The sequence below is a fragment of the Specibacter cremeus genome, assembly GCF_003946885.1.
GTDB classification, from domain to species: domain Bacteria; phylum Actinomycetota; class Actinomycetes; order Actinomycetales; family Micrococcaceae; genus Specibacter; species Specibacter cremeus.
The window spans coordinates 1-18,538 of sequence record NZ_RWKQ01000052.1; the positions used below are offsets into that span (position 1 = coordinate 1).

Sequence of the window (18,538 nt, forward strand, 5' to 3'; positions counted from 1 at the left end):
CGTTACGACACCACGCCCGCGATCCAGACCGGGCCCTCACATGCCTGCTGACCTGCTGACACGCGACTTTTCCGGGACCCTGCATCCCAACCCGCGGCCAAATCAATCACCGACTTGATATGCTCAATACTTTTGCGCCGCATGTTAGCGCCAGGGCTAGCCAGATTGATGTCATAACCGCCGGCATTCAGAGACCTGATCTTGGCACCGTAGTCATTGAGTCTTGCAGAAATTGCCGAGCGTTCCAAGCTAGATATTTCATCCGGCCAGCAATGCGGAGAGCTAATCGGCACTTCAAAACTCTCAAACCCATTATCGACCAATTCCGCAATCGCATCAATTGCCATAGCTGACCATAGATAGGAAAATGTATTAATAATCATGCAAAAAGTCCTCGCAGTTCTGTTCCCATGGAGAAAAATTGTTTCATTCATAACGTAACGTGAATTTCGATCCTGCGTAAGGTATTGCACCCTTGGCGAGCCAGGCGGCTCGAATAGACCCGGGGCAGACGCGCCCATTCTTGCCCAGTCGAACCGCCACGGCTTCCTAGGGACAATCGTGCCTACTGGGAACGCTTGGCTTCGTCGTTGCCCGACGAAGTGCTCACGATCAGGTTTTCGCCGTTGAGCACCTCGGAGTCGTCGAGAGCCACGGTGGCCCGGCCGGCCCGGCTGCCGGTCTCGGGGAGGGTGAAGTAGGCGATGAGGCAGATGGCGACAATGGCGATCATGTAGATCGCGACATACATGGGATGTCCGGCGCCGACGAATGCGGCGGCGATCAGTGGCGCGGTGCCGCCGAAGACGGCGATGACGATCTGGTGTGCGAACCCGATGCCGGATACACGGACTGAGGCGGGAAACAGCTCGGCCTGAATGGTCGGGTAGACGGCCTGCCAGATACCTAGAACCACCCATCCGGATGCCGATACCAGGACGTAAACCCAGAAGCCCGGCTGGTTCAACAGCAGGAGCAGGGGGTAGAAGAGGACGATCATGCCGATGGCGCCGATGATGGGGAAGATTTTGCGCCGGCCGAGTCGGTCAGAGAGCGCACCGCAGATCGGCACGATGATAACGAGCAAGGCCAGCCCGATAACGCTGCCGGCCAAGGTGGAACCCAGGTCCCGGCCGGTGGTCAGCTTGGCGTAGGTGGGGAGGAATGTGGCCCAGGTGTAGTAGGCCACCGCCGGCGCCGAGAGCGCGGCCGCCTGCAGCAGGGCCTTCGGGTGCTCCCGGAGCAGGTCCTTGAGGCGCGCCCAGGCGGACTTCCGGTCGACGAGGGCGCTTGCCTCAAATTCGGGTGTCTCATCGGCGCGGGCCCGCAGGACGAGACCGATGAGGCCAAGCACGCCGCCCACGAGGAAGGGAATGCGCCAACCAAAGGCGGCGAGGTCGGCAGGAGAAAATGTCAATGTCACCATCGCCGCGCCGCCGGTCGCTGCCAGGGTCGCGAGGCCGCTTGCCATGTTGGAGAAGGAGCCGAACAGTCCCCTCCGGTTCGGGGGAGCGTGTTCGACCATGAAGGCGATCGCGCTCTGCTGTTCGGTGCCTGCGGAGATCCCCTGGATGATGCGTGCGAACAGGAACAAAATTGGTGCGGCGTAGCCGATCGTTGCAAATGAAGGGGTCAGGCCAACGATCAGGGAACCCAGTGCCATCCCGGAGATCGACAGCGTCAGGATGAGACGTCGGCCGAAGCGGTCAGCCAGTGGAGAGATGATGATTCCGCTGAAGGGGCGTACAGCGAAGCCGATGGCATAGGTGAGCAGGGCTTCCACAAGGGATGCGAACGGGGAGTGGCCCGGGAAGATCTGGGCCGAGAACACGGCGGCCAGCAGCCCGTAGGTGTACCAGTCGTACCACTCCACGAAGTGGCCGATCGTGCCCGCCACCATGTTGACGGAGCGGCGGGGGAGGAGGGCCACGTCGGGAATCCCCGAAGGATCCGGACTGCCGACGGCTTCATTTGAGGTCTTCATTGAACTCTCCATATTTTCACGTTTGCTGCGGTGGGGGTATGGGCAACGCATAGGCGCTGCCCGGCTTTCAATGGGAAGAAGCTGGTCCAGCCCCTCCCCAGTGAGATCGATTGCAAAGTTTCCTAAATGAGATCGGTTGCTGAGATCGGTTGCAAGCAACAATACTGAGGCTGGCCGGCTCTGTCAACGGTTATTTCTGAACAAGAGAACAGGAGGTCCAAACGTTTCGCCTGGGCGAAACGGGAGCACCAGCGGGGACCGGTCCACACGTGGCGGACCTGGAGAGTCATCGCTGAAGTGGCAGGGAGGTCTCATTGTTGAGATCGAGAAAGCGGACGCCGGACCAGGTGCAGTCCAAGCTGCCGTACGATGCCCAGTACTCGTCCCAATGGGCAAGTTTCCACCGGTCCCTCTCCAGGCCCCGCTGGATGAGTCGCTCCCGGAGGATGTCCTGGGGTACCCGGACCCGCACCACCGTGGCCTCCGCGGCAGGCCAGTGGAACTTTTCCGCGGCGCGCGTCAGGTAGTCCGGTACGGCGAAGTACGCGCCGAAGGGTGCATCGAGCACGACCGGTCGTCCCAGCCGCAGATTCGCTCCGGCTACATCCATGAGCGTCTCGTATTCCAGGGGCAGGACATTCTCCCGGTAAAACCCGTTGGATTCCCGATCGCTGGGGTCGTGTCCGGCTGCCTTCAAGCCAAACTCGACAAGGCGGCCACAGATCCGGTCCTTGTCCAGATAGGCCGCTCCATGCTCTTGTGCTGTTTGCTGGGCAATGGTCGTCTTTCCGGATCCGGCAGGGCCGATGACAATGAAGACTTGGGGGGACGTCATTGGCGGGCCAGCGCCACTGCTGCGAGAAACTCCCTGGCGGCCTCGGTGACACGGGAGAAGTCGCCGTCCGGTTGCCATGCCTTGGTCACGGCACTGCCGACGCCAACGCAGGCGACGCCGGCGGCAAACCATTCGGCGACATTGCCGGGGGTGACGCCGCCTGCCGGCATGACCGGAAGGTGCGCCAGGGGGGNGTCTCAACAAGTTCCGTCGGCGTATATGCGCCGCTGATGGTCGGCACCTGGTACCGGTTGGCCATCCGGATCATCGCCGGGTTCAGTTGGGGACTGACCAGGAAGTCGGCGCCGGCGCGGATGCACTCGTAGGCTGAGTGTTCGTCCAGGACCGTTCCGGCTCCGACCGCCACTCCATGGGGCCCATGCTTGCCGGAGAGCCGGCGAATCACCTCCACCGCACCCGGGATCGAGAGCGTGATTTCAAGGGCCTGAAAGCCTCCGGCAATCGCGGCCTCCGCCACGCGTTCCGCCAGATCTTCATTGTCAAGGCGCACGATGAGGACGGCACCGGACCGGTCGATCGTTTCGAGGGTGCGAAGTTTTTTGTACATTGCTTGCCTTTCTTCTGGCCCAGGCAGTGTCCCTGTTCAGGGGAACCCCCGGGCCGCGCGTGACTTGTTGTTGACAAACTCTCCCACCAAACATACGGTTAGTGCAACCGATCTCGGCAATCGATCTCATAATTGGCAAAGGAGCTGGCGGATGAGTGGACCACGTACGATCATCCTTGGTGCTTCGCACTGGCACGTCCCGCTCTATGCGCGGGCGATCGGCGAAGAACACCAGGTTCTCGGCATCAGCGACGAGGATGCATCGCTGGTCCGGGGGCTTTCGCAGGCGTGGAACGCTCCCGTGGAGGCTGACTGGCGCAGGCTGGTGGATCTGCCGGATCTCGGGCTTGCCTATGTCTTCGGACCGCACAATGGCATGGCGGAAAAGTGTCTTGCGCTGATCGAGCGCGGCATTCCGTTCGTGGTGGAGAAGCCCCTGGGCACTTCCCTTGCGGAACTTTCCGGGGTGCGGAAGGCCGCCGAAGCGGCCGGTGTGCCCGCGACAGTCCCGTTCGTTCAGCGGGGCGGCCCCACCGACCGTTGGCTGGCCAAGGCCGGCCGCCCGGCGTACCAGAGAGCCACCTTTATCGCCGGGCCGCCCTCGCGCTACCTGGATAACGGCAATCCCTGGATGCTGGACCCTGCTGCTGCCGGTGGTGGTTGCCTGGCGAATCTGGCACCGCATTTTGTCGATCTGTTCCTGCAGCGCAGCAAGGAGTCAGCGGAGAACGTAGATTCCCGGCTCTCCTCCGTTATGCACGGTGCCGGTGTTGAGGACCATGCCAGCCTCATCATGACCACCGCGAGCGGGCGTGAAGCCATCATCGAGGTGGGGTACGCATTCCCGGGTTCGCCGTTGAAGCGCTACTGCAGCTACACGTCGGCGGGCGAGGCCGGATTCGCCTCTGTCGACTCAGACGGTTCCGCCACCTTCACCACGCTGGACGGGGCGACGGAGTCCGCCGTGATCGACGTTGACAGTGACCCCCTCTATGATCCGTTCGTACGCCGTGTCGCGCAGACGCTGGAGAATGGATTCCGGGGGCTGCCCACACTGGCCCAGCTTGAAGATGCGATGCGCCCGATTTGGCAGGCGTATGACGACCACGGAGGAAGAGAAGATGGCCGACCCTAATATTGACGTGGTCGCGAAGGCGGCCGGCGTCCACCGCTCCACGGTTTCCCGGGCATTCTCCCGGCCGGAAGCGGTAAAAAGCGAAACCCGGGAGCACATTCTGCGCATCGCCGAGGGGCTCGGCTACACGATGAGCCCGCTCGCCCAGGCTCTGCGTCGAAAGACCAGCACCTTCGTCCCCCTGATCGTCCCCGACATCACCAACCCGTTCTTTGCAGAACTTGCCAAGACCATGACGCAGGCCGCTGATGAGCGCGGCTACCAGCTGCTGCTGTGCGTCACGAACGGGGACCCTGCCAAAACGGAGGGGTACTTCACCGCGATGCAGGCCATGTACGCCCCCTTCGGAATCGTCGCGCCGTCGACGAAAGTCGATACCGGCGTCCTCAAGCGTTTTGATTTTGGCCACCGGGTGGTAGTGATCGACCGCGTGGAAGGCGACTCCTCGGTTCCAACCGTCACCGTCGACAGCCGCCGCGGAATAGTCCTCGCCCTGGAGCACCTGCGTTCCCTGGGGCATACCTCGATCGGCTACGTTTCCGGTATCTCCGGGACCCACACGGCGCAGGACCGGATGGACGCGTATCTGGAGCTGTCAGCGGAAGGCAGCAGCACGCCCCTTGTCCTCGACAGCGGCTCCGACCCGGACGCAGGGGCGCGCGCGGCAAAGCACTTTCTTGAGATGGAAAATCCCCCGACGGCAATTATCGCCGCCAATGACATGGTCGCCTTCGCGGTGATCTCGGCCCTTGGCCAAAGCGGCATCCGCGTTCCGGAGGACGTATCGGTCATGGGCTTTGACGGCTTGGCATTGGGCGCCCGGTTCAACCCGGCCCTGACCACAGTGCGGCAGCCGATTGCTGACATGGGAAACATCGCGATCGAGCTGGCAGAAAAGCAGAACCTGAACGGATCGGTGGACCACGTCGTTCTGGAACCTGAACTTCTGGTGCGCGCCTCCACAGCGGGGCCGCGCAAATGACCGGAGCCAGCGCAAGGCCGCTTCGCCCGCTGCCCGGGCTGCGGCATGCCGACCACATCGGCCTGACAGTTCCGAACCTCGAGGACGCAATCAGCTTCTTCGTCGAGGTGCTTGGTGCCGAGGAGTTGTACCGCTCCGAGCGCGGACCCGACCCCGAGTTCATGCCCACGAACTTCGATGTCCCTGCTGATGCCCGGCTCACCCTCGCCATGCTGCGGCTGCCCCCGAACCTGAACATCGAGCTTTTCGAATGGAGCAGCGCTCAACGGCGGGAAACCCCACCCCGGCATTGCGACGCAGGCGGGCACCACCTGTGCTTCGTTGTGGACGACGTAGACGAAGCGGTCGCCGTGCTGCAGGAAACCCCTGGAGTGCGCGTGCTCGGGGAGCGCAAGGAAGTCGCCGGCGACAGTCCTCCTGTGGCGGGCAACCGCTGGACCTACTTCATCACCCCCTGGGGGCTGCTGATGGAAATCGTCGACCGATCCCGCGTCACGGCCCCTCCACGGCTGGTCGGTCCCGCGGACTGGGCAGCAACTCAAGACACTTTCAGGAAGGACGTTTAAAATGCGACTGGCAGGCCACACACTAGGCACTCCGAACCATACGGTCCCGCAGGCCATCAGGCTTTTCCGGGCGGCAGGGCTCGATGCCGCAGAAGTCATTTACCAAGATGGCTATACCTCCGGTCTCCCCCAGGGGGACCGGCGCGCCGCCATGGAGGCATTGCGGGCGGCGGAAGATGAGGGCCTGCCCATCATTGGCCTTACGCCCTACACCACGGCCATCAACGCCCTGGACGAGAGTGAATGGCGAGCCGGAGTAGACGAATTCCGTGGCGCGATTGAGACCGCGCATCTGCTCGGGGCCGACCGGGTGCGCGTGTACGCCGGATCCTGGCACCCGGGGGACGCCGATCATGCCCGGCGATGGGCGAGACTGCGGGAGGCCCTGCAGACCCTGGCACCTGAGGCTGAACAGGCAGGGGTGCGCCTGTGCGTGGAGAACCATTTCGGCACCATGACCCAGACGGCGGCAGAAACCGCGGCCCTCGTCCGGGAGGTTGCGCACCCAGCCGTCCGTGTTCTCTACGACCAGGCCAACCTGACCTTCACCCACGACGAATCGTTCGAGGACGCCTTTGCTGTCCAAGGGGAGCTGATCGGTCACGTACACGTGAAGGATCTCGTGTTCACCGACCCCGACGCGGCCTTCCGCGCCACGGAAACAGCCCGCGTCGACGCGTCCGAGCGCTCGGTACGGTCCCGGGTCGTCGGCACCGGTGTCCTTCCCTGGCGCCAGATCCTCGCGTCGCTGCTGCGCCACGGCTACGATGACCTGCTGAGCATCGAATACGAGTACCGCTGGCACCCGCAGGACCTCCCGAGCCCTGAGGACGGGTTCCGGGAATCCGCGGCCGCGCTGCGCGGAATGCTTACGGAAATTGCAGAAATGGAGAACGCCCGATGAACGGGCAGCGTCTCCGCGTCGGCGTTATCGGCGCGGGCAACATCGCCTCCATCGCCCAACTGCCCACACTCGTCCAGCGCGATGATGTCGAGTTGGCTGCCCTGGTGTCCCGGCGCGAGGACCCGGGAAACCTGGTCCGACGCTGGGGTTTCAGTTCCGCATACCGGTCAGTGGAGGACATGCTGGCCTCCCAGGAGCTGGACGCCGTGTTCGTCCTCACACCCCGGTCCGAACACGCACATGCCGTCGAGCTGTGCCTTAACAATGACGTCGACGTGTTCTGTGAAAAACCCCTGGCCCCGGCCACGGAAGAAGCCGAGCGTTTGGCCGACCTCGCCGACGATCGCGACCGCATCCTGATGGTCGACTTCAACCGCCGCTACGCACCCGTCTACACGGCAGGGCGGCAGGCGTTCGGTGAGAAGGGCGCCACCTTCTGCCTCGCCCAAAAGAACCGCCCCGGTTCGGAATACCGCGCGACGTTTGAAAACGCCATCCACATGGTCGATCTGCTGCGCTGGTTCTGCGGCGGCGATCCCGTGGACGTGGCCGCGCATGCAGCCGGCGATGACCCGTGGGAAGAAGACGGCGTCGCAGCCCTCATCCGCTTCAGCACCGGCAACACCGGAGTGCTGATGGCAGCCCGAACCGCAGGCGCCTGGAACGAAAAACTGGACGCCTACGGCGACGGAAAGACCGTGGAGGTGCGTGCACCCGAAACCGTGTCGACCACTGTCAACGGAGTCACCACATCGCGCGAGCTCAGCGCCGAGGCCTACGGGTGGGCCACAGCGACCGACACACTCGGATTCTCCGCCGCCGTCCACCATTTCCTGGACCGCGTCGCCGACCGGGCACAGCCGCTCACCTCGGGTCGCGAAGCCGTCCACACCCAGCGCCTGCTGGACCGGATCCTCGCTGCCTCCGGACTGCCCACGGAGGAACAAGAAGGCCGGCAATGGGCAAGCCACGCCACCAGCGGCAACAGCTAAACCGCAAAGGCATCACGTGCCGCAACGGGCCCTCCCGAGGCGGACCCCGTTACAAACACCCCCAGTAAGGAACCAGGCAGATGAAAAGAGCATCCCGGAACCCAACCGCAAAGCCACTGCGGTTCAGCCAGCCCACGAGCGGAGATGTCAAATGAGCCTCAACGAGCAGGTGGTTCTGGTGACCGGATCGAGCGGTGGTATCGGCAACGCAGTCATCGATGCGCTCAGAGCCGAAGGAGCCCTCATCATTGGAGCCGACCGGGCCCCCAAGGAGGGCCAGGAGTTAGCCGCCTTCTTCCCGCTCGACGTCACCTCCGAGGAACAATGCGCCGCCGTCGTCCGAGACGTTACAAGCAAGTACGGGCACATCGACGCCCTCATTCACGCCGCCGGAGTCCTGGGCGCCACCCCGGACATCATGGACACCACGACAGAAGAATACGAATCCGTCATGCGGATCAACTCCTCCGGCACGTTCTCCATGGTCCGGGAAACGGCACAGTCAATGATTGAGTCCGGCACGGCCGGCGCCATCGTTATCCTCTCCTCCGTCGCAGCCAAAGAAGCCCGCAGCAACTACCTGCCCTATAACGCCAGCAAACTCGCCGTGCTTCACATCATGTGGTCCTTCGCCGAGATACTCGGACCCCACGGCATCTCCGTCAACGCCATTGCGCCCGGCCCCGTGAACACTCCCATGTGGGCGCAGTTCGCAAAAGACTCCGGCCCGGATGCAACCGCCAACCGGGCCAAACGTGCCGCGCAACTTCCCATGCGCCGGTTTGCCGAACCCGACGAAGTCGCCCGCGCCATCCTCTTCGTGGCCGACCCCGACAACCGCTACATCACGGGCGTTACCCTGGACGTGGCAGGTGGAGCGCACCTCGGCATGGGGACCTAACCCAGGAACCAACATCTCCGCCACAACGTGCCACCGGTATGCCCTCAACCGCCCGCTACCATCTTCGGCTATTTGCCTGTCCATACCCCGCAGCGGAGCGCCATTTAGCGCTGCGAGAAAGCCGCCATTTACCGCTGCGATTCACACCGAAAATCGCCTGGCCCGGAGTGGCAGGGCTCCAAGTGTCTCGAAAAGTCGTCCCGCCGTAAAACGTCTTACGTGGTTGGCTTCGAGGGGTTTTTGAGCCAAAATGGCGGGGTGAGACATTTGGGATACACGCGGGTCAGCACCTCGAGCCAGGATGCGCAGTTGCAGCTTGACGCGCTGGTCAAGGACGGGGTGCAGAAGCGGGATGTGTTCGCCGATGTCACCTCTGGCAGCAGGACCGCGATCGAGCGGCCCGGGATGAAGAAGCTGCTGGAGTATGCCGAGGCCGGGGACACCGTGGTGGTCTGGCGGGTCGACAGGCTCGGCCGTTCCCTGGTCGATGTCCTGAACACCGTGAACCTGCTGCGCGAACGCGGCGTGAATGTCCGATCCATTTCGGACGGGATAGACCCGGCAACCTCGACCGGGCGGATGATGCTGAACCTGCTGGCCTCCCTGGCCGAGTACGAGCGCGAGCTGATCGTGGAGCGCGTCAACGCCGGGATCGCCGCGGCCCGACAATCGGGCACCCGATTCGGCCGGCCACTCTCGGACCCGGCGGTGATAGCCGAGAAGCTCGCGATCGCGAAGGACGCCCGCGCGAAGGGACGCACGGCCGAGGACGCGGCACGCCTGGTCGGGTGGAGTCGCGCGACGCTCTACCGCCGCCTCGGCCCAAACGCCTGATCCGTCAAAGGCCAGTGATCACTGAGGCCCCACGGGAGTGCAGAAGATTATGGCACCAGATGAACCGTAGCCCGGAACCACGATCACACGCTTAGCGCCAACCACTGTACCGCTGGTCCCCAAGGCCGTGGCTGGGTGAGGGTCGCACACCGCACCGTGTGGCCATGATCGGGTTCTTGGCAGTGCCGGTCGTTGCCGCGTTCCAATTCTGGGTCTTGAACACGGGTTCCGCCCTGTTGATCACCGCCGCCGTCGTCGGCATGCGCATCGCCCAGTCGGCGGCCTTTGACCCTGTCTCGTCGATCCTTGCCGAGGCGTTTGCGCCGGCGGTGCGGTGGCATTACTGGTGGTCATTCCGTCCGCAGGGCCGGTCGTGGCAGCCCTGACGGTCATGGCTGTCGGAGGTGCCGCGGCGGTGGAACTGGCCGAGCAGGTCCGCGACGCGGTGGACAAGGGCGCCGTGCTCCATGCCGGCGGACAGTTTTGGATGGCCCCGGATTCTACCTGCAGCCGGCCGTGCTGACCGGTGTCAGCCCAGGCATGCGCGCCTACTACGAGGAATTCTTCGGCCCGGTGGTGGTCGTCTCCCGCGCCCCCTGCGACGCAGAGGCCCTGGAACTCGCGAGCGACACCCCGTACGGTCAAGGTGGCGTGAAACGCTCGGGTTTCGGTCCAGAACCGGGCCCGTTGAGCATGGATGAATTGGGCATGGATGAATTCGTCAACAAGCGTCTTCTGCATGTTGGCGGATAATGGCCGGGCCGGCTGACAGGCGGACGGCGAGGGCTATTTGGCGCGGCGCAGGGTCACGTCGGCCATGTTCGTGGCCGTGGCCAGCAGCACCGAGGACCCCAGCATGTGGATGCCGACCAGCAGGCTGGGCAGGCCCGTGAAGTACTGCCAGTAGCCGATGGCGCCCTGCGCCACGACCGACACGGCCAGCAGGATTGCCGCGTTGCGGATGATGTCGCCGTTGCCGCGTTTCCACGCCAGCACCACCAGGATGACCACCGCGACCACCAGCACGTACACGGGAAGCACATGCACCCGGGCGGCCAGGTAGGGGGAGAGGTCGTTGCGGGGGGCGTTGGCGTCGCCCGCGTGAGGGCCGGAGCCCGTCACGACGGTGCCGAGCACCACGGCCAGGTACCCGCACACGGCCGCCAGGCCGGCCAGCCGGCGCAGCGCCGCACCCGGGGCGGCCACATACGGTACGGAGGTCCTGCCGGTGCGCCCGTACGTCCGGTTGACGAGCAGCATGGCCAGCACGACCAGCGCCGCGGAGACCAGGAAGTGCAGGCTCACCACCCACGGGTTCAGGTGCGTGAGCACGGTGATGCCGCCGATCACGGCCTGCGCCGGGATGCTGGCGAGCAGGCCGAACGCCAGCCAGAACAGGTCGCGGCGCTCCTTGCGCATGTTCCACAGCATGACGAGCATGACCGCCGCGATCGCGGCCAGCACGAACGTCAGCGTGCGGTTGCCGAACTCGATGATGCCGTGGATGCCCATCTCCGGCGTGTTGACCAGGGAATCGGCCGTGCATTTGGGCCAGGTCGGGCAGCCCAGGCCGGACGCGGTCAGCCGCACGGCCCCGCCGGAGACGATCAGCACGCCCTGGCCGATCAGCGACGCGACGGACATGCGGCGCAGCACCGGGGTCACGGTCGTGGGCAGCATGTTCCCGATCCTGGCCGCCACCGAACTGGTCTGGCTCACTTCACTCACGTCCTTCTGTCCGACTGATGATCAGTTCCACTTGAACCACTTGATCGCCGCGGCCGAGCACAGGATGCCCCAGCCGAGCAGGATGAATACGGCAAAAACGTCGACCCTGCCGTGCACCAGCGCCGCGCGCATGGCCTCTCCCAGGGCGCCGGAGGGCAGCCACTGGGCGATGGTGCCCATGGTCGCCGAATACTTGGCGGTCGGCAGGATGATCCCGCCCACGGCCGCCAGCAGGATCCAACCCAGGTTGGTGATCGCGAGGGTCGCCTCCGGGCGGACCGTGCCGGCGATCAGCAGACCCAACGCCGTGAACGTGACGGCGCCCAGCACCAGCAGCGGCACGCCGATCAGCAACCCGGCCGGGTTCGGCCGCCAGCCCATGAACAGGGCGACGACGGCGATGATCGCCACCTGGATGACCAGCGCGGCCAGCACGGCGATCACCTTTCCCGCGATCAGCCCGGCCCGGCCCAGGGGGGTCGTCGCCAGGTAGCGCAACACGCCGTATCGGCGGTCGAAGCCGGTGGCGATGCCCTGTCCGGTGAACGCCGTGGACAGCGCGCACAGGGCCAGGATGCCCGGCACCGCCACGTTCACCCGGCTCGTGCCGAACCCGTCCAGCACCGGGGTGACGGCCAGCGCCACAAGACCCAGCACGGGCAGGATGATCATGAGGACCAGCTGTTCGCCGTTGCGCAGCATGGTGGAGGCCTCGTACACGCCCTGGGCCAGCACCCGGCGCACGAGTGGTGCGGGGGCGGACGGGGTGTCACGGACGAACAGGGACGACGTGCTCATGGCAGCTCGGTTTCAGTCACGCCGGCCCGCACGGACGGCACCGGCACGGGTTCCGGGGAGGTTTCCGCGGAGATGGCGAGGAACACGTCCTCAAGCGACTGGGACGCCAGGTGCAGCGACGTGGGCATGATCCCGCGGTCGGCCAGCAGGGTGCCGAGGCGGCGCACATCACCCGGTTCGAGCGCGCCGCTGAGGCGGTAACTGCCCGGGCGGGTCTGCTCGACCGTGACGCCCGGGCGCGCCAGCGGCGACGTGTCCAGGCCCGGGTCCGCCTCGAAGGTGAGCGTGCGTCCGGTCTGCGCGGAGGTCGCCGCGCTCAGCAGCTCCGGGACGGTGCCGTCGGCGACCGTCTCGCCCCGGTTGACGATGTAGACGTGGTCGGCCAGGCGCTGGGCGTCGTCGAGCAGGTGCGTGGTGAGGATGATCGCCTTGCCCGTGTCGCGCAGCTCGCGAATCAACTCGAACACCATGTTGCGTGACTGCGGGTCGAGCCCGGCGCTGGGCTCATCCAGGAACAGCACGTCCGGGTTGCCCAGCAGGCTCGCGGCCAGGGACACCCGCTGCTTCTGGCCGCCGGACAGCCGCCGGATCGTGGTGGGTGCGAAGTCGCCGATCCCCAGCCGGTCCACCAGGGTGTCCACGTCCAGGGGGTTCGCGAACATCCGCGCAACATGGCGCAACAATGCCACGGGTTTCGCGGCGGGCGGCAGCCCGCCGTCCTGGAGCATGACGCCGGCCCGGGCCCGCAGCGTCGCGTCGGCCGTTTCCGGGTCACGCCCCAGCAGTGATACCGTGCCGCCGGTACGCCGTTGCAGGCCCTGGGCGCATTCGATCGTCGTCGTCTTGCCGGCGCCGTTGGCCCCGAGCAGCGCGGTGACCTCGCCAAATCGGGCCGTCAGGCTAATGTTGGAGATGACCCGCTTCATCCGGCCATCCAGGCCGGGTACGGGACCAACGTCCTTGATGAGTCCGGCGATTTCCAGCGCGGGCGGGGAAGAGTGTTGCACCCGGCTATTCTACGCTAGGTAGTAGTAGCACTGGGCTGGGGGCGTGTGAGCAAGGCGACATCCATGGATAGGCTCGCCTTACTGGAGACCGTGTGCTAATTACGTCATAATTATCTTGTCTATTGCGTGGGGCAACCGTGCAAGTTCGGGTGTGCGAGTTCGGGAGGTGTCATGAGCCAGTCAACGGGAACCGTCGCGGCTGCGGCCACTGCGGCCCCAACCGGTGGATTCCCCGTCGAGGCCGATGAACGGACCCGCGATCGCGTCCTGACCGCCATCCTGGAGCACGGCCCCATCAGCGCCGCCCAGCTCGGCAAGCTGCTGGGCCTCACCCCCGCCGCCGTGCGCCGCCACCTGGATACACTCTCCCGCCACGGCGTCATCGAGGTCAAGCTCGTTGGCATGGCCGGGGCCGGCGCGGGCCGACCCGCCCGACGCTACGTCGTCTCCCGCCGCGGCCAGGCCGAGATCGGCGACGACTACCTGGAGATCGCCCGCCAGGCGCTCACGGAACTGGCCCGCGGCGGCGACCAGTCCGCCGTCGAACATTTCGCCCGGCGCCGCTTTGCCGCCATGGAGGCGAAATACCGCCCGCACGTCGAGGCGGCCGGCACCGACGTGACCGCCCGCTCGAAGGCACTCGCCGGGCTGCTGAGCGCCGATGGCTTCGTGGCCTCCTCCAACACCGTGAACCCCGCCTCGGCCCTGTCCGCCGAACAGCTGTGCCAGGGCCACTGCCCCATCCGGGAACTGGCCGGCACGTTCCCCGAATTCTGCGACGCCGAGACCGATGTCTTCGCCCGCCTGCTCGGCGTCGACGTGCGCCGGCTGTCCACCATGGCCAGCGGCGGGCACGTCTGCACGACCCATGTACCAACGGGTCGGCCGGTCATCCGGCCGCACGCCGCCAAAGCGGCCGTCCCGTCTCCCACTGTTACGAACCCACTGCAAGAAAGGCCGTGATGACGGATCAACTAGCGCGCGATGTTGGCGCCCCCGACGCTGTCAACGACAGCGTCATCACCGACATCCTCGAACGCAATCCCTCGCTGGAGGGCATCGGCACGTACGAATACGGCTGGTCCGACAAGGACGACGCCGGCGCGAACGCCCGCCGCGGCCTGAACGAGGACGTCGTCCGCGACATCTCCGCCAAGAAGGGCGAGCCCGAATGGATGCTCGATCTGCGCCTGAAGGGCTTGAAGTACTTCGACCGCAAGCCCATGCCCACCTGGGGTGCGGACCTGTCCGGCATCGACTTCGACAACATCAAGTACTTCGTGCGCTCCACGGAGAAGCAGGCCGGCTCCTGGGATGAACTGCCCGAGGACATCCGCAACACGTACGAGAGGCTGGGCATCCCGGAGGCCGAGCGCAACCGCCTCGTCGCCGGCGTCGCCGCCCAGTACGAGTCCGAGGTCGTGTACCACCAGATCCGTGAGGACCTGGAGAAGCAGGGCGTCATCTTCCTGGACACCGACACGGCGCTGAAGGAGCACCCGGAGATCTTCCAGGAGTACTTCGGCACCATCATCCCGGTGGGCGACAACAAGTTCGCCTCGCTGAACACGGCCGTCTGGTCCGGCGGCTCGTTTGTGTACGTGCCCAAGGGCGTGCACGTGGAGATCCCGCTGCAGGCCTACTTCCGCATCAACACGGAGAACATGGGCCAGTTCGAGCGGACCCTGATCATCGCCGACGAGGACTCCTACGTCCACTACATCGAGGGTTGCACGGCGCCGATCTACACCTCGGACTCGCTGCACTCCGCCGTCGTGGAGATCGTCGTGAAGAAGAACGCCCGCGTTCGCTACACGACCATCCAGAACTGGTCCAACAACGTGTACAACCTCGTCACGAAGCGCGCCATCGCGCACGAGGGCGCCACCATGGAATGGGTCGACGGCAACATCGGCTCCAAGGTCACCATGAAGTACCCGGCCGTGTACCTGGTCGGCGAGCACGCCAAGGGCGAGACCCTGTCCATCGCGTTCGCCGGCGCCGGCCAGCACCAGGACACCGGCTCGAAGATGGTGCACATCGCCCCGAACACGCAGTCGTCCATCATCTCCAAGTCCGTGGCCCGCGGCGGCGGCCGTGCCGCCTACCGCGGCCTGGTCCAGATCCGCGAGGGCGCCGAGCACTCGGCCAACACGGTCCGTTGCGACGCCCTGCTCGTGGACACCATCTCCCGCTCCGACACGTACCCGTACGTGGACGTGCGCGAGGACGATGTGTCCATGGGCCACGAGGCCACCGTCTCGCGCGTCAGCGAGGAACAGCTGTTCTACCTGATGAGCCGCGGCATGCCCGAGGACGAGGCCATGGCCATGATCGTGCGCGGGTTCATCGAGCCCATCGCCCGCGAACTGCCCATGGAATACGCGCTGGAACTGAACCGGCTGATCGAACTGCAGATGGAAGGGGCCGTCGGCTAAATGACCGAGCTCACACAAGAAAAGGCCCGCATCGGGGCCCCGTCCGGCCAGGACTTCATTGCCGGCATGACGGAAGAGGGCGAACAGCTCAACCAGATCAACCCGCATACCGGACCGCTCGCCGGCGCCGCGACGAAGTCGCACAGCCACGGCGGCGGCGTCGGCGTCCCGGACAGCTCCCGGGCCGGCCGGTTGACCTCCTACAAGCTCGCCGACTTCCCGTTGATCACCGGGCGCGAGGAGGAGTGGCGCTTCACGCCGCTCAAGCGCCTGCGCGGCCTGGACCGCGTCGGCGTGAACGGCGTCGACCTCTCCGGGGCGGCACCCGTCATCACGGTCGAGAAGCCGGCGGCCGTCACGGTGGAGACCGTCGGCCGCGACGACGCCCGCATCGGCAGCGCCGGCATCCCGGAGGACCGCGTGTCGGCCGCCGCCTGGTCCAGCTTCACCGAGGCGACCGTCGTCACCATCCCGGTGGAGTTCGTGGCAACGCACGACGACGTCACGACCCTCACGCTGACCGGTGCCGGTGACGCTCCGGCGGCCCAGCACATCCTCATCCATGCGAAGAGGTTCTCGTCGGCCGTCGTCGTGCTCGACCACCGCGGCACCGCCGTCGTGTCCGAGAACGTCGAGATTGTCCTGGACGACGGCGCGCACCTGACGGTCGTGAGCATCCAGGACTGGAACGACGACGCCGTGCACGCCTCCGCCCAGCAGACGAAGGTCGGCCGGGACGCGAAGTTCAAGCACGTTGTCATCAACCTCGGCGGCGACCTGGTGCGGATCACCCCGTCCACCCGCTACGCGGGCACCGGCGGCGACGTCGAGATGTTCGGACTGTACTTCGCCGACGCCGGCCAGCACCTGGAACAGCGCCTGTTCGTGGACCATTCCGCACAGAACTGCAAGTCCCGGGTCACCTACAAGGGCGCCCTGCAGGGCGAGAACGCCCACACCGTGTGGATCGGCGACGTGCTCATCCGGGCCGAGGCGGAGGGCACCGACACGTACGAGCTCAACCGCAACCTGGTCCTGACCCGCGGCGCCCGCGCCGACTCGGTGCCGAACCTCGAGATCGAGACCGGCCTCATCGAGGGCGCGGGCCATGCCAGCGCCACCGGACGGTTCGACGACGAGCAGCTGTTCTACCTGCAGGCCCGCGGCATCCCCGAGGATGTGGCCCGCCGCCTGGTGGTGCGCGGCTTCCTCAACGAGGTCATCCAGCAGATCAAGGTTCCGGCCCTGGAGGAGCGCCTGCGCGAATCCGTGGAACGCGAATTGGCGGCAGGCGCCCTGTAATGAGTGCCGAACCCTCCGCATCGCCCGCCGGCGTCGTCGTCTGCCGCAGCAGCGACGTCGGCGTGAAGACCGCCGTCCGGGTGGAGATCGACGACACGCCCGTCGCCGTCGTCCGCGACTCGGACGGCATGCTGCACGCCATCGGCGACACGTGCTCGCACGCCGAGATCTCGCTCAGCGAGGGCGATGTGGAGGGCCGCACCATCGAGTGCTGGGCGCACGGGAGCTCGTTCGACCTCACCACGGGCGAACCACTGACCCTGCCGGCGTTCGAGCCGATCCCGGTCTTCGCCCTCAGCGTCCACGGCGACGACGTCTACGTCGACGTCACCACCATTCTTAATGGCGTCAGCGCCCAATAGCGCTCACGCCGACACGTAATCCCATAGGAGAAACAGAGAGTATGTCCACCCTCGAAATCAAGGACCTGCACGTCAGCATCGACACGGAGCAGGGCAACAAGCCCATCCTCAAGGGTGTCACCCTGACGATCAAGACCGGCGAGACCCACGCCATCATGGGCCCCAACGGCTCCGGCAAGTCCACGCTGGCCTCCACCATCGCCGGCCACCCGCGCTACAAGGTGGACAGCGGCTCCATCACCCTCGACGGCGAGGACGTCCTGGCCATGACCGTGGACCAGCGCGCCCGCGCCGGCCTGTTCCTGGCCATGCAGTACCCGGTCGAGATCCCCGGGGTCACCATGACGAATTTCCTGCGCACCGCCAAGACCGCCATCGACGGCGAGGCCCCCAAGCTGCGCACCTGGACCAAGGACGTCAAGGCGGCCATGCACCAGTTGCGCATCGAGCCCGAATTCGCCGAGCGCAACGTCAACGAGGGCTTCTCCGGCGGCGAGAAGAAGCGCCACGAGATCCTCCAGCTCGAACTGCTCAAGCCGAAGTTCGCCATCCTCGACGAGACCGATTCCGGCCTGGACGTCGACGCGCTGAAGGTCGTCTCCGAGGGCGTCAACCGTGCCATCGACGGCGGCAACCTCGGCACCATGCTCATCACCCACTACACCCGCATCCTGCGCTACATCAAGCCCGACTTCGTGCACGTCTTCGTCGACGGCAGCATCGCCGAACAGGGCGGCCCCGAACTGGCCGACCGCCTCGAAGACGAAGGCTACGACCGCTACCTGGTCGCCGAATCGGCCCAGGCCTAGTCACCACAACCTGGCGTAACCACAAGAAGGAACCATGACCGAAACCAGCGAGTCCAACGCGGCGGCCGCCGCGACGACGCTCGAGGACATCGAGGAAGCCCTCAAGGACGTCATCGACCCCGAACTCGGGGTCAACGTCGTCGACCTGGGGCTGCTCTACGGCCTGCACTACGGTGACGACGGCGCCCTGCTGATGGACATGACGCTGACCACGGCGGCATGCCCACTCCAGGACGTCATCGAGGAACAAGTCGAGAACGCCCTCGGGCTGCTCGTCGACGAATGGCGCATCAACTGGGTGTGGATGCCGCCGTGGGGCCCCGAACGCATCACCGACGACGGCCGCGACCAGATGCGCGCCCTCGGGTTCAACATCTAGCGCGGTGGTGGTTT

22 protein-coding genes and 1 pseudogene are annotated in these 18,538 nt (G+C 65.6%); 16 read left to right on the forward strand and 7 right to left on the reverse strand.

The genetic code is table 11. From position 1 onward, the window contains the following. Positions 1-2 precede the first annotated feature (2 nt). The 4 genes and pseudogenes from EJC77_RS17090 to EJC77_RS17105 form a co-directional block, all read right to left on the reverse strand. A complete protein-coding gene (locus tag EJC77_RS17090; RefSeq protein WP_240630334.1) occupies positions 3-383 on the reverse strand; it encodes a sugar phosphate isomerase/epimerase in 381 nt (126 codons plus the stop codon). Between the two features lie 182 nt (positions 384-565). Continuing rightward, entirely contained in the window at positions 566-1,984 is a 1,419-nt protein-coding gene (locus tag EJC77_RS17095; RefSeq protein ID WP_125615442.1) for an MFS transporter, read from the reverse strand. A 286-nt stretch (positions 1,985-2,270) separates the two neighbouring features. Further along, a complete protein-coding gene (locus EJC77_RS17100; protein WP_125615444.1) occupies positions 2,271-2,819 on the reverse strand; it encodes a P-loop nucleotide/nucleoside kinase family protein in 549 nt (182 codons plus the stop codon). Further along, positions 2,816-3,387 (reverse strand): annotated as a pseudogene (locus tag EJC77_RS17105) (bifunctional 4-hydroxy-2-oxoglutarate aldolase/2-dehydro-3-deoxy-phosphogluconate aldolase). The gene EJC77_RS17100 and the pseudogene EJC77_RS17105 overlap by 4 nt, the downstream one beginning before the upstream one ends. Positions 3,388-3,538: 151 nt before the next feature. On the opposite strand from EJC77_RS17105, the gene EJC77_RS17110 reads away from it, so the two are divergent. The 10 genes from EJC77_RS17110 (at position 3,539) to EJC77_RS21480 (ending at position 10,454) form a co-directional block, all read left to right on the forward strand. After that, positions 3,539-4,522 (forward strand): Gfo/Idh/MocA family protein, encoded by a 984-nt coding sequence (locus tag EJC77_RS17110; protein WP_125615447.1) that lies wholly within the window; start codon positions 3,539-3,541, stop codon positions 4,520-4,522. Next, positions 4,485-5,504, forward strand: a complete 1,020-nt coding sequence (locus EJC77_RS17115) for a LacI family DNA-binding transcriptional regulator (RefSeq protein WP_240630336.1) — start codon at positions 4,485-4,487, stop codon at positions 5,502-5,504. The genes EJC77_RS17110 and EJC77_RS17115 overlap by 38 nt, the downstream gene beginning before the upstream one ends. Then, positions 5,501-6,070 (forward strand): VOC family protein, encoded by a 570-nt coding sequence (locus EJC77_RS17120; RefSeq protein WP_125615450.1) that lies wholly within the window; start codon positions 5,501-5,503, stop codon positions 6,068-6,070. Before EJC77_RS17115 ends, EJC77_RS17120 begins: the two co-directional genes overlap by 4 nt. Before the next feature lies 1 nt (position 6,071). Beyond that, a complete protein-coding gene (locus EJC77_RS17125; RefSeq protein ID WP_125615453.1) occupies positions 6,072-6,974 on the forward strand; it encodes a sugar phosphate isomerase/epimerase family protein in 903 nt (300 codons plus the stop codon). Then, a complete protein-coding gene (locus EJC77_RS17130; RefSeq protein ID WP_125615456.1) occupies positions 6,971-7,966 on the forward strand; it encodes a Gfo/Idh/MocA family protein in 996 nt (331 codons plus the stop codon). The genes EJC77_RS17125 and EJC77_RS17130 overlap by 4 nt, the downstream gene beginning before the upstream one ends. A 151-nt stretch (positions 7,967-8,117) precedes the next feature. After that, positions 8,118-8,867, forward strand: coding sequence for an SDR family NAD(P)-dependent oxidoreductase (locus EJC77_RS17135; protein WP_125615459.1), 750 nt, complete (start codon positions 8,118-8,120; stop codon positions 8,865-8,867). A gap of 258 nt (positions 8,868-9,125) precedes the next feature. Then, complete coding sequence (locus EJC77_RS17140; RefSeq protein ID WP_125615524.1) at positions 9,126-9,701, forward strand: recombinase family protein; 576 nt, start codon at positions 9,126-9,128, stop codon at positions 9,699-9,701. A gap of 164 nt (positions 9,702-9,865) precedes the next feature. Then, positions 9,866-10,087, forward strand: a complete 222-nt coding sequence (locus EJC77_RS17145; protein ID WP_125615462.1) for a hypothetical protein — start codon at positions 9,866-9,868, stop codon at positions 10,085-10,087. Positions 10,088-10,092: 5 nt separating this feature from the next. Continuing rightward, a complete protein-coding gene (locus EJC77_RS21475; protein WP_338069494.1) occupies positions 10,093-10,224 on the forward strand; it encodes a hypothetical protein in 132 nt (43 codons plus the stop codon). A gap of 17 nt (positions 10,225-10,241) precedes the next feature. Next, positions 10,242-10,454, forward strand: coding sequence for an aldehyde dehydrogenase family protein (locus tag EJC77_RS21480; protein ID WP_338069495.1), 213 nt, complete (start codon positions 10,242-10,244; stop codon positions 10,452-10,454). A gap of 33 nt (positions 10,455-10,487) precedes the next feature. Here EJC77_RS21480 and EJC77_RS17155 read toward each other — a convergent pair whose 3' ends face one another. The 3 genes from EJC77_RS17155 to EJC77_RS17165 all read right to left on the reverse strand — a co-directional run bounded on the left by EJC77_RS17155 (position 10,488) and on the right by EJC77_RS17165 (position 13,234). Next, entirely contained in the window at positions 10,488-11,381 is an 894-nt protein-coding gene (locus EJC77_RS17155) for a COX15/CtaA family protein (RefSeq protein WP_125615528.1), read from the reverse strand. Between the two features lie 69 nt (positions 11,382-11,450). Continuing rightward, on the reverse strand, positions 11,451-12,227 hold the full coding sequence (locus tag EJC77_RS17160; protein WP_125615465.1) for an ABC transporter permease: 777 nt from the start codon (positions 12,225-12,227) through the stop codon (positions 11,451-11,453). Next, complete coding sequence (locus tag EJC77_RS17165; RefSeq protein ID WP_240630337.1) at positions 12,224-13,234, reverse strand: ABC transporter ATP-binding protein; 1,011 nt, start codon at positions 13,232-13,234, stop codon at positions 12,224-12,226. Before EJC77_RS17165 ends, EJC77_RS17160 begins: the two co-directional genes overlap by 4 nt. A gap of 171 nt (positions 13,235-13,405) precedes the next feature. Between EJC77_RS17165 and EJC77_RS17170 the strand changes: the two genes are divergently transcribed. The 6 genes from EJC77_RS17170 to EJC77_RS17195 are packed head-to-tail and all read left to right on the forward strand — an operon-like array spanning position 13,406 to position 18,524. Beyond that, on the forward strand, positions 13,406-14,197 hold the full coding sequence (locus EJC77_RS17170; protein ID WP_125615468.1) for a helix-turn-helix transcriptional regulator: 792 nt from the start codon (positions 13,406-13,408) through the stop codon (positions 14,195-14,197). Beyond that, positions 14,197-15,672, forward strand: a complete 1,476-nt coding sequence (gene sufB / locus EJC77_RS17175; RefSeq protein ID WP_125615471.1) for a Fe-S cluster assembly protein SufB — start codon at positions 14,197-14,199, stop codon at positions 15,670-15,672. The genes EJC77_RS17170 and sufB overlap by 1 nt, the downstream gene beginning before the upstream one ends. Next, entirely contained in the window at positions 15,673-16,974 is a 1,302-nt protein-coding gene (gene sufD / locus EJC77_RS17180) for a Fe-S cluster assembly protein SufD (protein ID WP_125615474.1), read from the forward strand. Continuing rightward, complete coding sequence (locus EJC77_RS17185; RefSeq protein ID WP_125615477.1) at positions 16,974-17,336, forward strand: non-heme iron oxygenase ferredoxin subunit; 363 nt, start codon at positions 16,974-16,976, stop codon at positions 17,334-17,336. Before sufD ends, EJC77_RS17185 begins: the two co-directional genes overlap by 1 nt. Before the next feature lie 41 nt (positions 17,337-17,377). Next, positions 17,378-18,145 (forward strand): Fe-S cluster assembly ATPase SufC, encoded by a 768-nt coding sequence (sufC, locus tag EJC77_RS17190; protein ID WP_125615480.1) that lies wholly within the window; start codon positions 17,378-17,380, stop codon positions 18,143-18,145. Between the two features lie 34 nt (positions 18,146-18,179). Then, entirely contained in the window at positions 18,180-18,524 is a 345-nt protein-coding gene (locus tag EJC77_RS17195; protein ID WP_125615483.1) for a metal-sulfur cluster assembly factor, read from the forward strand. The last annotated feature ends 14 nt before the right edge of the window (positions 18,525-18,538 follow it).

Bases quoted from the DNA above. Each gene is read 5' to 3' on its own strand.
- EJC77_RS17160 (WP_125615465.1), bottom strand. From the start codon at position 12,227: ATGAGCACGTCGTCCCTGTTCGTCCGTGACACCCCGTCCGCCCCCGCA.
- EJC77_RS17135 (WP_125615459.1), top strand. From the start codon at position 8,118: ATGAGCCTCAACGAGCAGGTGGTTCTGGTGACCGGATCGAGCGGTGGT.
- EJC77_RS17195 (WP_125615483.1), top strand. From the start codon at position 18,180: ATGACCGAAACCAGCGAGTCCAACGCGGCGGCCGCCGCGACGACGCTC.
- sufD (WP_125615474.1), top strand. From the start codon at position 15,673: ATGACCGAGCTCACACAAGAAAAGGCCCGCATCGGGGCCCCGTCCGGC.
- EJC77_RS17125 (WP_125615453.1), top strand. From the start codon at position 6,072: ATGCGACTGGCAGGCCACACACTAGGCACTCCGAACCATACGGTCCCG.
- EJC77_RS17100 (WP_125615444.1), bottom strand. From the start codon at position 2,819: ATGACGTCCCCCCAAGTCTTCATTGTCATCGGCCCTGCCGGATCCGGA.
- EJC77_RS17130 (WP_125615456.1), top strand. From the start codon at position 6,971: ATGAACGGGCAGCGTCTCCGCGTCGGCGTTATCGGCGCGGGCAACATC.
- EJC77_RS17110 (WP_125615447.1), top strand. From the start codon at position 3,539: ATGAGTGGACCACGTACGATCATCCTTGGTGCTTCGCACTGGCACGTC.
- EJC77_RS17170 (WP_125615468.1), top strand. From the start codon at position 13,406: ATGAGCCAGTCAACGGGAACCGTCGCGGCTGCGGCCACTGCGGCCCCA.
- sufB (WP_125615471.1), top strand. From the start codon at position 14,197: ATGACGGATCAACTAGCGCGCGATGTTGGCGCCCCCGACGCTGTCAAC.
- EJC77_RS17155 (WP_125615528.1), bottom strand. From the start codon at position 11,381: ATGCTGCCCACGACCGTGACCCCGGTGCTGCGCCGCATGTCCGTCGCG.
- EJC77_RS17145 (WP_125615462.1), top strand. From the start codon at position 9,866: ATGATCGGGTTCTTGGCAGTGCCGGTCGTTGCCGCGTTCCAATTCTGG.
- EJC77_RS17185 (WP_125615477.1), top strand. From the start codon at position 16,974: ATGAGTGCCGAACCCTCCGCATCGCCCGCCGGCGTCGTCGTCTGCCGC.
- EJC77_RS17095 (WP_125615442.1), bottom strand. From the start codon at position 1,984: ATGAAGACCTCAAATGAAGCCGTCGGCAGTCCGGATCCTTCGGGGATT.
- EJC77_RS17115 (WP_240630336.1), top strand. From the start codon at position 4,485: ATGACGACCACGGAGGAAGAGAAGATGGCCGACCCTAATATTGACGTG.
- EJC77_RS21480 (WP_338069495.1), top strand. From the start codon at position 10,242: ATGCGCGCCTACTACGAGGAATTCTTCGGCCCGGTGGTGGTCGTCTCC.
- EJC77_RS21475 (WP_338069494.1), top strand. From the start codon at position 10,093: ATGGCTGTCGGAGGTGCCGCGGCGGTGGAACTGGCCGAGCAGGTCCGC.
- EJC77_RS17090 (WP_240630334.1), bottom strand. From the start codon at position 383: ATGATTATTAATACATTTTCCTATCTATGGTCAGCTATGGCAATTGAT.
- sufC (WP_125615480.1), top strand. From the start codon at position 17,378: ATGTCCACCCTCGAAATCAAGGACCTGCACGTCAGCATCGACACGGAG.
- EJC77_RS17120 (WP_125615450.1), top strand. From the start codon at position 5,501: ATGACCGGAGCCAGCGCAAGGCCGCTTCGCCCGCTGCCCGGGCTGCGG.